At 35.0% G+C, this 13,476-nt stretch carries 13 protein-coding genes; 4 read left to right on the plus strand and 9 right to left on the minus strand.

What is annotated here, in order from left to right; translation table 11 throughout:
• Window positions 1-236: 236 nt before the first annotated feature.
• The 8 genes from IPJ23_14050 to IPJ23_14085 form a co-directional block, all read right to left on the minus strand.
• Window positions 237-881: a hypothetical protein gene (locus IPJ23_14050; GenBank protein ID MBK7631798.1), complete on the minus strand. Its 645-nt coding sequence runs from the start codon at window positions 879-881 to the stop codon at window positions 237-239.
• A gap of 17 nt (window positions 882-898) precedes the next feature.
• Window positions 899-3,040, minus strand: a complete 2,142-nt coding sequence (locus IPJ23_14055; GenBank protein MBK7631799.1) for a TonB-dependent receptor — start codon at window positions 3,038-3,040, stop codon at window positions 899-901.
• 219 nt (window positions 3,041-3,259) lie between these two features.
• On the minus strand, window positions 3,260-4,213 hold the full coding sequence (locus IPJ23_14060) for an NmrA/HSCARG family protein (protein ID MBK7631800.1): 954 nt from the start codon (window positions 4,211-4,213) through the stop codon (window positions 3,260-3,262).
• Between the two features lie 240 nt (window positions 4,214-4,453).
• Complete coding sequence (locus tag IPJ23_14065; GenBank protein MBK7631801.1) at window positions 4,454-4,705, minus strand: RNA-binding protein; 252 nt, start codon at window positions 4,703-4,705, stop codon at window positions 4,454-4,456.
• A 277-nt stretch (window positions 4,706-4,982) separates the two neighbouring features.
• On the minus strand, window positions 4,983-6,224 hold the full coding sequence (locus IPJ23_14070) for a TlpA family protein disulfide reductase (protein MBK7631802.1): 1,242 nt from the start codon (window positions 6,222-6,224) through the stop codon (window positions 4,983-4,985).
• A 374-nt stretch (window positions 6,225-6,598) separates the two neighbouring features.
• Entirely contained in the window at window positions 6,599-6,976 is a 378-nt protein-coding gene (locus IPJ23_14075) for a hypothetical protein (GenBank protein ID MBK7631803.1), read from the minus strand.
• A gap of 289 nt (window positions 6,977-7,265) precedes the next feature.
• A complete protein-coding gene (locus IPJ23_14080) occupies window positions 7,266-7,691 on the minus strand; it encodes a hypothetical protein (GenBank protein MBK7631804.1) in 426 nt (141 codons plus the stop codon).
• Between the two features lie 18 nt (window positions 7,692-7,709).
• Window positions 7,710-8,522, minus strand: coding sequence for a T9SS type A sorting domain-containing protein (locus tag IPJ23_14085; protein MBK7631805.1), 813 nt, complete (start codon window positions 8,520-8,522; stop codon window positions 7,710-7,712).
• Window positions 8,523-8,965: 443 nt separating this feature from the next.
• Here IPJ23_14085 and IPJ23_14090 point away from each other — a divergent pair, with 443 nt between their 5' ends.
• Window positions 8,966-11,026 (plus strand): S9 family peptidase, encoded by a 2,061-nt coding sequence (locus IPJ23_14090; protein ID MBK7631806.1) that lies wholly within the window; start codon window positions 8,966-8,968, stop codon window positions 11,024-11,026.
• A gap of 586 nt (window positions 11,027-11,612) precedes the next feature.
• On the opposite strand, the gene IPJ23_14095 is transcribed toward IPJ23_14090, so the two are convergent.
• Window positions 11,613-11,864, minus strand: a complete 252-nt coding sequence (locus IPJ23_14095) for an RNA-binding protein (GenBank protein MBK7631807.1) — start codon at window positions 11,862-11,864, stop codon at window positions 11,613-11,615.
• Between the two features lie 254 nt (window positions 11,865-12,118).
• Between IPJ23_14095 and IPJ23_14100 the strand changes: the two genes are divergently transcribed.
• The 3 genes from IPJ23_14100 (at window position 12,119) to IPJ23_14110 (ending at window position 13,448) form a co-directional block, all read left to right on the plus strand.
• Window positions 12,119-12,526: a DUF2721 domain-containing protein gene (locus IPJ23_14100; protein MBK7631808.1), complete on the plus strand. Its 408-nt coding sequence runs from the start codon at window positions 12,119-12,121 to the stop codon at window positions 12,524-12,526.
• A gap of 87 nt (window positions 12,527-12,613) precedes the next feature.
• Window positions 12,614-13,006, plus strand: a complete 393-nt coding sequence (locus tag IPJ23_14105; GenBank protein ID MBK7631809.1) for a DUF134 domain-containing protein — start codon at window positions 12,614-12,616, stop codon at window positions 13,004-13,006.
• A gap of 4 nt (window positions 13,007-13,010) precedes the next feature.
• A complete protein-coding gene (locus IPJ23_14110; GenBank protein MBK7631810.1) occupies window positions 13,011-13,448 on the plus strand; it encodes a hypothetical protein in 438 nt (145 codons plus the stop codon).
• Window positions 13,449-13,476 lie beyond the last annotated feature (28 nt).

Consider the following 13,476-nt stretch of genomic DNA (forward strand, 5'->3'; position numbering starts at 1 on the left):
TAAGAGCATGCAGTTTCAACACATTTGGGATTAACGGCAAAATGTGTGGATGACAATTGCAGTTATGCTATTAACATAGTCCAAAGTATAAACTATAATAATAAATATGATCGGCCATTGGGGTCTGTAATCAGGATGGGTGGGTAAACAACAAGAACAATTGAAGCGAATAGAATAATTATCTGACGGAATAGATTTAGATCTTAGTTCTATTCCGCCATAAATAAACATTAAATTTATTTTACTTCAGCAATCTGTTTTAAGTATTCCTCTACTTGTTCTTTACCCCAACGCGGCATAATATCATCTTCAGGCACAAACTGTTCGTACTTCAATAAAGATTTTTCAAGAATTGGTTTTGCAATTGTTGACCCACCGCCAAATTGTTTTGGTGTGTAATAAACCCCAACACCAATCAGATATTCGGGGCGGGGATTAAGAGTATCAATTGCCATTGCTTTAGCAAAGTTATTGTTTGCTTCTGCACCGTATTTTTGCCATCTATTCATTGGGTCAACCTGCATACGAGCCTGGGATAGCATTCCTTTTAATGCATAAATTTCGGAATTATCCGGGCTAAGAGAATCTGCAACATCAATAAACTTTTCTGCTTTATCTAAATAAATATCTTTTCTATTGTTGGATGAGTCTGAATAGCTTGCAAGCACCGTAACAAATGATCCGTAGTAATAAGGAAGCCATTTGTCTTTTTCTGCAACAGCAATACGTTCAAAAATATTTGCAAGTTTTAAAAAATCATTTGCAGTTTTGCATTCTGATATTTTATCAATGTTTTTTTTCATTTCTTTTTCGTACTTGTCATCTGCAATTGCTACTGTTAAAAACAGCAGCGAAAGAAAAAACGATAGTGATTTTTTCATTTTGTACTCCTTAAATATTAATATGGATTAGTTTCACCTAATGAAATAAACAGGCCGAAAAATACCGAACGATGTGCCGCCGGAAGTATCGGAATGCTTATTGTTCCATCCGTTGAATAATTATACCCGTAAATGTTATGGTATCCCAAAACATTATCCACCGAAAAGAAAACAACTGTAAAGTTGCCGAATATATTTGTTATGTAGCTCGCATTTAGACTAAAGTTCTGATAGTTTTTTCCTCTGTCTCCCAAAAACTCAGGATTATTTGGATTAAAATATGGCCGACCCGTTGCAAAGGTATAGGTTAGTCCAACCAATGTGGTTATTGGCTGTATCCATCTTTTCGCAACTATCGAAAATGTGTGTGGGGTAGAAAATGGCGGAGATGCGAGTGAGGGATAATTCTTGAATTCACGTTTTGTATCAAGATATGAATATGAAATCCAGTAATCCACATGTTCAAAGGTTTCTTTGTCGCGCCAGAATATATCAATACCTTTTGCATAACCTCTGCCATTACTGCCAAATGGCACAACAGGCACATTAAAATAGGGATATGAAACTACACTTCCCTTTGAAAGGTTATCATAGTTTTTATAATATGCCTCTATCCTGAATGTTCTATCTGTGCCGATGTATTGATAATTCAGAATGTAATGATCAGAATTTTCAAACTCGAAATTTTTTGAAAATAAGAGAATGTCCGGATCGGGAGTTTGGTAGAATTTTCCGTAGGCAAAGTTAAGCTGATCATACGCTCCAAGTCTGTAAGCAAAAGATAAACGCGGCGCAAAATTAGTTTTGTCCAGCAGTTTTGAGTGTTCTGTTCTTACGCCAATTCTACCGGCAAAATCATTTGTAAAAAATACTTCTGTTTCAAGATATCCGGCAAGATATGTTTCGTTAGTGTTTCCGATTAGATCATTAAACGAATTTGAATGATCGAGGTTTTGAATCTCTCCACCAAAAGTTAAAAAGGCATTTGATAAAACATTTTTTGTAATCGTAACTTTTCCTGTGTGAAAAATATCATCTGTGTTTGCAAGATTATTATTAATCTTATTATCAATTTTATCCACACCAACGGAATAACCCGCGAACAAAGTCCAGTCATCCCAGAGAATATCACGGTAGTTTGTATTAACAAAAAAGTTATTACTCTTTTGATGATAAAAATCCTTTTGGGGCAGGCTATCAAGATTGGGAAAGTAAAGAGAAAGCGAGCCTGTGCTAAATGATGTAAACGCTTTCAACATACCCGTTTGAGATGTTTTATATCTAAAATTCGCCGACCCGGCAAAACTTTCCGGTGCTTTATCCCAGTCGGGTCTCTGCTTTTGAATTTGAAAGTATGGTCCAAGATTATAGTATCCACCTTCAAAAGAGAATGAAGATTTTTCCCAGAGCTGTGTGTGCGATCCTCCAAGCCCAAGCGGCATTATGTTAATTGCGCTTTGTGTTTTGGGCGGAAGGTCTTGTGTTTTAAGAACAAGCACAGAGGAAAGCGCCTGCCCATACTGTGCGGAGTAACCGCCTGTGCTAAAGATTGTACCTTTAAATAACATTGGTGAAAATCTCCCTCGCGAAGGAATATCCGGGACACTTCCGTAAAAAGGATTTTGTACTGTCATTTCATCAATGAGTGTTTTAGTTTCTGATGCAGAACCGCCGCGCACAAATAATCCATCGGTTTCTCCTATCTGCTGCGTGCCTGGTAAAGTTTCTAACGTGGAATAAATATCTCCATCGGCACCGGTTGTTAGAATATCAAGCGGGCGAAGAATGACCGCTTTATTTTCATCACTGGCTTCAAAGGAACCAGCAGAAATAACAACTGCGCCAAGCTCCGTAGATTCTTCTTTTAGTTGAATCTTAAGATATTTTTCTTTCCTGTCTATGGTTATGTTTTCTGAGTGAGATTGATATCCAACAAAACTGACAACTAAAACAAATTCTCCTTCTTCGTCTGTAATAAATGAAAAACTCCCATCGGCCTCTGAAGAAACTCCATCATAAGTGTCTTTTAAATACACATTTGCCCCCGGAAGCGGTTGATTGTTTTCATCCGTAATTTTACCCGTGATTTTTGTTTGTGACAGAATAGATGCCGAACAAACAAGAATCAAAAAAAAAGTATAGAAATTTTTCTTCAGCATTAATTATAGATTATGAAATAAATATTATTAAAACTTAATGGATTACTATACAGTGAACAAATTATAATAGGTAAATGGTTGATTTTCATCGGTAAACAGTCCAGCACAAAATCGAGTGGCAGCGTTAATTTAGGTTTCAATTAATTAATAAATAACCATAACAAGAAAAGCCACGAAAAAATCGTGGCTTTTCTTATAAAATATTTTAATTCTTGATTTTTATTCTAAAGGAATTTTAGATTTATTATTAGCAAGCCATTGATCAAAACCTAGCAGCTGGGGGTTGAGTGATTTAGAAAAATCAATACTTCTTGCCCCGCAGAAATACTCGGCAAAATCGTGATTAAACTGAAACATATTGCCAAGATCATCTGCACCCGGAAAACCAAAGCCTCTGAAAACATCAAACGGAACTGCATTGTAAACAACTTCCTGTCCAAGTGCTTTAGTGAGAGAATCTGCCATCATTTTTCCGGTAAGGTGAGCTCCGCTAATGCCTATTTTTTTACCAATAAATTCATTTCCCTTTTTAAATATACTATGTGCTGATTTACCAATATCTTCTGCTGAAATACCCGGCAATTTTTTATCACCAAGCGGGATATTGAGAGCAAGTTTTCCATCAGGTCCTTTTTTTGGTCCCATTCCAAAATAGATAAAATTTTCCCAGTAAAAAGAGGTTAATAAAAATGTAACCGGAAGCTTTTGATCAGTAAAAAATTTGTCGGATTCGCCCTTGGCATCAAAATGCGGAACCTTATACTTGCCATCGCCTAAAGTTGGCATTCTGTTATCGCTTAACGGAATCCAGTTTCTCGAATCTTCTAGTGTTGACCAGATAATATGTTTTACACCTGCATTCTTTGCTGCGTTTGCAATTGATTTTGCCTGAGCTATTTCTTTCTCGGGTGAAAAATGTTCCCAGAAAAAAGTAACAGCATAAACACCATAGGCTCCTTTAAAAGCCTTGTTTAAGCTTTCTTCGTTATCGATATCAACAGCAACAAGCTCAACGCCCATTTTTGCTAATGCTTTTGCTTTATCTGAATTTACATCCCGGGTTAAAGCACGAACCGCAAACTCTCCATTTTTATCCGCAAGAATTGAACGAACCAATCCGCCGCCTTGCGCGCCAGTTGAACCAAGCACGGCTATAACTTTTTTTTCTGACATAAAGGGCCTCCTTTATTGATTAATAGATTATTTGTATGAATAGAATTTGTAAACTTTGTTAACCGGACTGTAACAATTAATATATTTTAAAGATACTCTACAAAAAGTAGAGTTTGAAGATAAATGTTTTGCCGAGTGATAGCGGTCATTTGGGAGGGATAAAAAACCTTATTTGTAATTGTTAATGTATAATAAAAAAGGCGCCGTTAGGCGCCTTTAGAAATAACAACAAAATATCAGTTAGCTGCGTGCTTTAGCTTCATTAACTACTATATTTCTTCCATCGATTTCTGTTTCGTTCAAAGCTTTTATTGCTTTGCTTGCATCTGAAGAATTTTCCATTTCAACAAATCCAAAACCTCTGGATTTATTTGTATCACGATCCATGATTATCTTTGCAGATAATACAGAGCCATGTGCTTCAAATGTTTCTTTTAACTTTTCGTCGTTTACCGACCATGGGAGTGAACCCACAAATAACTTAGTACTCACAAAGGACCTCTAAAAATAATAAATAAAATTCCGGAATATTACCGGAGAGCCTAACATAGGCAGATTTGGCGCTATTAGCTAATTTTTAATTTAATAGTTCGTTTTGGATCAATAATAGCAGTTAATTTTGCGCTTGATAAAAGGAGAGTGAAACGTAGAAAGACAAGACAAGGTCAGTTAACTGTTTAATGCTAAATTTTGAATGTTCAATTATAAAAGCAACCATTTTTCCCTCGTCTCCACCAGGGATGACACTAGTAAGGAGAATGGAAAAATATTAAAAAATACTTTTTAATTCCTGAACGGATACTGGTGGGGATATGATTTTTTTCTGACCATCGAGCATGAACATTGTGGGTGTTGCATAAAGGTAATAGTCAATCGCTGTATTTCCATCCCATCCCTGCAAATCGCAGACATTTATCCAGTTTAGTTTGTTTGATTCTACAAAACTCAGCCAATCTGTTTTTAATGTATCAATTGAAACAGCAAACACCTCAACTTTTTTAACTTCCTGATTTTTATAGAGTTCATAAATTTCCGGCAGCATCTTTTTGCAATGCGGGCACCAGCTAGCGTAAAAAATAATTAATGTTTTTTCTGATTTTATTTTACTCAGATCTACTAAAGAGCCGGAGGAATCTGGTAATAAAATATTGGGGACTATGTGTCCTGTTTTAAAATTTTTTGATTGCTGAATTCTTCTTTCTAATGCCGTTTCAAGTTTTTCATCAAGACATATATCATCTTTAACAACGTAATTTTCGATTATGTAGTTTATTACATTATCAAAACCGAATTTCTTAAAACCATCAAGCAGATATTCTGTAATATGTTTATAAACAATGTCATTTACTTTTGCTTTATGTAATATCGTATCAACAGCGGTTTGAAATCCTTTTTCAAGTAGCTCCATTGGCAATTGAGGATTGCTGTAATAACTTAAATATTCAATTGTTTTGTTTGTAAATACATCAGAGTAAATAAGTTCATCTTTTGTAAAGTCAACTTTATCAAGTGCAAATAACTTAAGATAATTTAACTGATCTTTTCCCCTTAGATCTGCATCGATAATCGGCAGCTGTGCTGAAAGAACATATTTCGAAATGAATGAACTTGGTTTTGATTGGGCAGTGATGTTAACAAAGTAAAGATACTCTTCCTGCAATTTTGCAAGAGTTTCCTTTGTTGTTTGATAATAGTTATCGTTATCTGGGTAATTGTTTAATATTAAAAATAGAAGTTCTGATTTGGTTTTGTAATCTTTGTTAAGCTCTATAAAATCATAATAGATCTTATTTTCATCAGAATTTATGATTTTAGGTGGTGCGTTTTTACTTGATGCATCAACTTCAATCTCAATATCTTCGCCATCATAAATAAAGTCTAACCATTTTTTATTATTAAAGATCAGACGATAAAAACCGGAATGATTAGTACCAAAATTAAATTTATATGTGTAGTTATCTGCAGAAATTGAATCAATGAAAAAAGATTTTTCACCGGATAAAGAAAACAAAGCCGCCTTTCCATCTGAATTGACAGCCTTGATTATAATATCCTGCGCCTCTGAAAAGAAAAATTATTAACACAAAAAAAAAAAATAAAAAATTTCATAATTAACTAATCTTTAATGCAGCGCACACTAAAACCGTAACTAGAGTATAAGATCAGGCTGATAATCTACCTTACTGATCAGACTCAGTAAGTAAAAGGCACATTGTCAACCCCTTAAGTTGAACTCCAAAAGTAACAGTCGTATCCTAAATCAACAAAAGAACTGTTTGTCTGCTTGTTCCCAGAGAGTAAAGCAGAAAAACCATAAAGATCCGTACCTTGTCCAGCACCACTCCCCTGACTAATTGCTTTTAATGAATTTCCATCTCCACCAACTTAAGTTGATAAAGTTTGAAAATCTGCTAATGTTGGTATATGCCATCCAAGTGGGCAGATTTCCTGTGAACCTGGTGTTGTGCTATACTGCATTGCTTCCGGCCATTCATAAAGTCCGCCATAAATTTCACAATTGGCAGGATTGTTATCATAACAATATTTTTCTATTATTCCATTGTTTGTTTGTAGAAATCCACTGCCTGTGCTATTAATCATTGTTCCAACATTAAGATTTTCTTTTAGCCAGCATTGGTTGCCTATAAGCACAGTGTTATAGTCTTTGCCTCCGTAGCTAACTTTACTTACACCGCATATAAATACTGTCATAGAATCAAGACCATCAATGTTTACAACTGTTGTACTATCAGGATAATACAATGTTAAATTTTATTTTGCGCCGATAATGTGCTTATCATTAAAAGTGCAATAACCAGGTAAAATATTTTTTTCATTTTATAAATCCTTATACTTTTATGACAATTACTTGATTAGTCTTTAGGGGACCGGGAAAGGATAGTTACTCAAGAGCCTACGGTGTGTCAAAGTAAGTGGGCTAACTGGAAATAACGGTCAGGAAACCAACGAGCAGTCCTGAAAATCCACAAGTGTTAGTCTAATGCCCTGGTCTTGTCTTTTAGAGAATGGCCAACCAACTGAAACACTGATGCTAATGAACTGCTCGTGTTGGTATCCATCCTTCAGGACAAATTCCACGCGCTCCTTCTGTTGTTACATACTGCATTGCCTCGTTCCATTGATACAATCCACCATAAATAGAACAATTCGCAGTATCATTATTGTAACAATATTTTTCTTTAACACCATTATTTGATTGATTAGAATTGCCTTGTATCATAGTTCCGACATTCAGATTTTCTTTCATCCAGCATTGAGTGCCGATTAAAACGGTGCCATACGTTTTCCCTTCATATATGATGTCTTGGCCACAGACAAAAGGAAGAAAGGTGATGCTATCAATACTACTTAATTCAAAGGTTTGATCTCCGCCTGTGCTTCTATGCAATATAATTTTTTGTGAATATGCAGTATCAATTATAAATATTACCAAAAGAGTAATTATAATATTTTTCATTTTTGTTTCCGTTTAAGATTATTTGATAAGAATCATTTTTATAGAAGAAACAAACTTATCCGCGGACATTTTACAGATGTAAATTCCGCTAGATAGATCTCTACCATTAAAAGGAATTGTATATACCCCTGCTTTCTGATTCTCATTAATCAATGTTGTTACTTCACCGCCAAGCATATCATAAACTTTAAGTGATACCATTCCATCAGCGGGCAGGTTATATGTTATGCTTGTTGCCGGATTAAATGGATTTGGATAATTCTGATAAATCGCATATTCATTCGGCATTTTTATATCAATGTTTATCACATTGCTGTATTCTATTTTTCCATCAGAATCAATTTGTTTTAACCGGTAATAGTATTTGCTTCCTATTTTTGGAACATCACGAAAAGAATAATCTTTTGGGCTATTACTATTCCCGTTACCTTCAACAAATCCGATTTTGGCCCAATGCTCGGTTGAACCAATAATATTAATTGTCCTCTCGACATCAAATCCATAATTGTTTAACTCTGTCTCTGTTCTCCATTTCAGCAGAACATCTGATCCAATTTGAACAGCACTAAAAGAAGAAAGTTCAACAGGCAACGGATTGCCCTGGGGAGTATCACTAAAAAGAAATCTCTTAATATTTGCAGTGTTTTCGGATACAACCGAAAGATCAGATAAATGAAAATAAATTACATCACCACTGGTATTGAATGTAATTTTTTTCAACTCACTGATTTGAGAATTTTTATAACTATCGTTGGATAATAGAATATTGAGATATGACTGCGAGAAATGCTGAGCCGAACAAATGAACAGAAATCCGAATAACAGTTTCATATTTCCATCCGCGTATTGTATATAATATATATTTAGAATTCATTACTACAAATCAAATCCCAAGCCACACTAATATGGTCGTGAACATTTGATTTTTAATCAAAACAACTTTTACTCCCAAATTCATTTGCTTTAAATAAAAATTTTACAAAACAAATAAGTAAATAATTTATAACATTGTCAAAAAGAATCGATTTGCAGTTAGCAGCTATTGCGAGTTAACAATTCAGGCTGTCTGATAGGTTGCTGACATTATTTTTTGATCGGGGTTGGGACAAAAAACATAAATGAAAATATTTTAATTGTATTTTTAATTGTTAAATACCTATACAAATTAAACTTGTTTAAATTTTAAATACCAGAATTTGTTTATTAACTAACTAAAAGATGTTAATTTTAAAGCACTTAATACAATTATTCCTTAATACTATTGGAGAAATAAAATGAAATCAAAAAAACATATATTCTTTATTTTGGCAATTTTAATTTCGTTTTCCGTTAGCGCGCAGAAACGTGCATTTACAATTGAAGATCTATATAAAATAAAAAACGTTAGCACACCTGTACTTTCAAACTCAGGAGATAAAATTGCATATACGGTTACTGAGTACGACCTTCCAAAAGGTAAAACAATTAACAACGTTTATGTAATGAATACTAATGGTTCATCGCTTATCAGCGTTTCAGAAAAATTAGCCGGAGCACATTCGCCCTTCTGGTCTTCAAACGATGAACTTTATTTGATGTATAAAAATCAGGTTTATAAATACTCGCTTGAAACAAAAGATACCCTGAAAATAACTGATTTTTATGCCGGAGTTCAAGATCCTGTGCTTTCCAATGACGGAAGATATATTGCTTTTGTTGCAGAACTTTTCCCCGAATGTGGAACAGACAATGATTGCAATAAAAAATTTGATACCTCTTCCACAGATGGTCCGATGCAGGCATACATTGCTGACGAACTTATGTTTAGACATTGGACAGATTACAAAGGAGAAAAAGAGTCTTATCTTGTTTTATTTGATATAAGAGAAAATAAATATCAAACTATTGTCAAGAGCGATGTTCTTTCAGGAACATACATGCTTGGCGGCGGACCAAAGTATGCCTTTTCTCCTGATAGTAGAGTATTAAGTTATGTATCTACCCCAGAAAAAAATATTTCTAATTCTACAAACACAGATATTTATTTATTGCCTATTGGAGGAACTGGTTCTGTTAATGTAACATTAGCAAACAATGCCTGGGATGGTGCTCCGGTTTATTCGCCAGATGGAAAATATATTGCGTATAAAACTCAAGTTATTCCGGGATTTGAGGCAGATAGATATAGAGTTGCTGTTTACAACACTCAAACACTTCAATCAGAAATCCTAACTGAAAGTTTTGATTACACAACAGATAATCTTTCATGGTCTTCCGATTCAAAATCAATTTGTTTTTTAGCGGATAATCATGGATACAGTCCTGTTTACAGTGTTGATATCCAAACAAAAAATATTTCCAAATTAACAGATGATAAAGCAGTGCGCGGCTATCAGGCTAGTAATGATGGAAAAACTCTCTATCTAACTTTTACAACTGTTGATAAGCCAACAGAGATATTTACTTACAATATAAGCGCCGGTATGTATTCGCAAATAACATTTTATAATAAAAAATTAGCGGAAGAAGTTGATATTCGTCCTGCTGAACAAATGTGGGTTGATGGTGCTGACGGTGTTCCGGTTCATGTTTTTATAGTAAAGCCACACGGTTATCAGGAATACACAAAGTACCCACTTGTAATAAATGTACACGGCGGACCCCAAATGCAATGGATGGATTCATTCCGCGGCGATTGGCAGGTTTATCCGGGCTCCGGTTATGTTGTTGCGTTTTTAAATCCGCATGGGTCAACAGGGTACGGTAGCAGTTATACTGAAGCAATTTCCAAAGATTGGGGCGGAAAAGTTTTTGAAGATGTAATGAAAGTTACCGAAGCATTAGAAAAACTTCCTTATGTGGATAGCAACAGAATGGGCGCAATGGGATGGTCTTATGGCGGATATATGATGAACTGGTTGCAGGGGCATACAACAAAATTCAAATGTTTAGCTTCAATGATGGGCGTATATGATTTAGAATCTATGTGGGGCGCCACAGAAGAGTTGTGGTTTGCAAATTGGGATTTTGGTGGGCAGCCATGGAATTCCGAATTATACAATAAGTTTTCGCCTTCTAACTATGTGCAAAATTTTGCAACTCCAACTTTAATTATCACAGGTGAAAAAGATTATCGTGTACCTTATACGCAAAGTATACAATATTTTAATACTCTTCAATCATTAGGAATAGATAGCAGATTAATAATATTTAAAAATGATGGCCATTGGCCAAACAATGTGAAATCAATGCCGCTCTATTATAATTCACATCTTGAGTGGTTTAACAAATATCTTGGCGGGGCATCTGCTCCTTATGATTCAAAAGAATTGGTTAAGAATAACGTTTTCAAATAAAGATTTTTCTAAGAGAGACGTAGAAATTTCTACGTCTCTCAATACAAACCCCTCATACAATTTGGGAAAAAGGTGTCCCTTTTTAAAAAAATTTTTTTTTTTTTTTGTAAAAATTTGGGGGGGCCCTTTTTTTGGGGGGGGGGGTGGGGGGGGTTATTTTGTGGGGGGGGGGGGGGGGTTTTTTTTTGTTGTTTTTTTTTTTTTTTTTTTTTTTTTTTTTTTTTTTTGGGGGGGGGGGGGGGGGGGGGGGGGGGTTTTTTTTTTTTTTTTTTGTTTGTTTTTTTTTTTTTTTTGGGTGGGGGGGGGGGGGGGGGGGGGGGGGGTTTTTTTTGGGTTGGGGGTGGTGGGGTTTTTTTTTTTTGTGGGGGGGGTGTTGGGGGGGGGGGGGGGGGGGGGGGGGGGTGGGGGGGGGGGGGGAGATGTTTTTTTTTTTTTGGGTAACACCCTTGCTTATGCTGCTATTAAATCCGTTGATAGGGGCGATTGGTGTTGTGGCTGGATCAAAACTAAAAAAAGAAGAAGTGTAAATGTATAATAAAAAAGGCGTCCATAGGACGCCTCAAGTAAGTCAAATCATAAAATGTAATTAGCTGCGTGATTTTGCTTCATTAACTACGATATTTCTTCCTTTTAATTCCGAATCATTTAATGCTTTCATAGCAACTTCTGCTTCGGAGGAGTTCTCCATTTCAACGAAACCGAATCCTCTGGATCTACCGGTATCGCGGTCTTTAACTACTTTTGCTGAAACAACACTTCCGTGTCCTTCAAATGCTTCTCTTAATGCTTCGTCGTCTACCGACCATGGGAGAGAACCCACAAATAACTTAGTACTCACTAGAACCTCTAAAAATAAATAGTAAAAAAATTCCGGCCTATTACCGGAGCGTGAAAATTAACACTAATAGTGCGAATTACCTAATTAATTATTGTTTTCTAAGCCCATTGTTGTTTATACTATCTGATTTTATGGAAAAAATGATGGTTTTTATATTTACTACAACCAATAGTTAGCACGGGTTAATTATATGTATAGCCGATAATTCATAACTTTGCATAACTATTACTAAAGTATTATTAAAGGATTTTTAAATGAATATTGACATTACCACTCCCGCTCTTTTATTTCCAACAATCTCATTATTGCTGCTTGCATACACAAACCGATTTTTAACTCTTGCTACTTTAATTCGTTCCTTACATCAGAATTATAAAGAAAAACCAAACCATGTTTTATTAAGCCAAATCGAAAATATGCGCAAGCGCGTATATCTAATCAAACATATGCAAGGGGTGGGAATTGCCAGTTTGTTTTTATGTGTTCTATGTATGTTTCTTTTATTTTCAGGAAAAGTTGAATTGGGAGAATATGTTTTTGGATTAAGCTTAATTATGCTTTTAGTCTCTTTGGTTCTTTCGCTTAGAGAAATTGCGATATCAGTAGATGCATTAGAGTTACACTTAAGCGATATTGAAGCCTCGCCAAATAAAAAGGATTAGTTTAATAACAATTTACTTTTGTGTTTTTATCAGAAAGTGCTTATGTTTGTTATGAGCATATGCTCATAATTAAAAACACAGAGAAAAATGCCAAGACCCGAAAAGAAAAGAAAGATTAGATGCAGTCCTGCTTCATATTATTTTAAACCACGCGGAATCTCTTTACCTGATCTTCATGAAATAGAACTAGCACAGGACGAGCTTGAAGCAATACGGCTGGCGGATTTGAATGGATTATTCCAAGAAGAGGCTGCGGTAAAAATGCTTGTTTCTCGCGCAACTTTTGGAAGAATAATAATCAGAGCACACCAAAAAGTGGCTGACGCCATCATTAATGGAAAAGCAATTCGTATTTCGGAAACTTTACCTCATTCAATTAATGCTAAATCAAAACAAATTTGCAGTAATTGTGGATGCAGATCTAGAACAATGCTGCAAAATAAAAAATGTAATAACTGTTTATCAAATATAAAGGAGTAATTATATGTCAAATAATATAAAATCAAATAACAACTTAAAAATAGCTGTTGCAACTAATGATAACAAAAAGGTAGCCGGTCACATTGGAAGGTGTAAAGCTTTTCTAGTATTTGAAACGGACGGTTCAAAAATCATAGACAAGGTTATCAGAATAAATTCATTTACAAACCATGGTGAACATCACGACCACAATCATGAAAATCATCGGCATGATGAAGGAAGTGGTCATCAACACAATCATCATAACTTAATTGATGGATTAAAAGATTGCAATGCGCTAATATTTAATCATGGTGGGTGGCGACTGATCGAGGATTTAAAAGCAAATAACATCAAACCAATTCTTACGAATGAAGAAATTCCAGAAGATGCAGTGTTAAAATATCTTAGCGGTAATTTGGTGATTTCAGAAGAAAATGTTTGCAGCGGGAATAAACATTAAAATACAATTAGAACAATTGCCGGTTTAA

This window comes from Ignavibacteriales bacterium (assembly GCA_016709765.1).
Taxonomy (GTDB): domain Bacteria; phylum Bacteroidota; class Ignavibacteria; order Ignavibacteriales; family Ignavibacteriaceae; genus IGN3.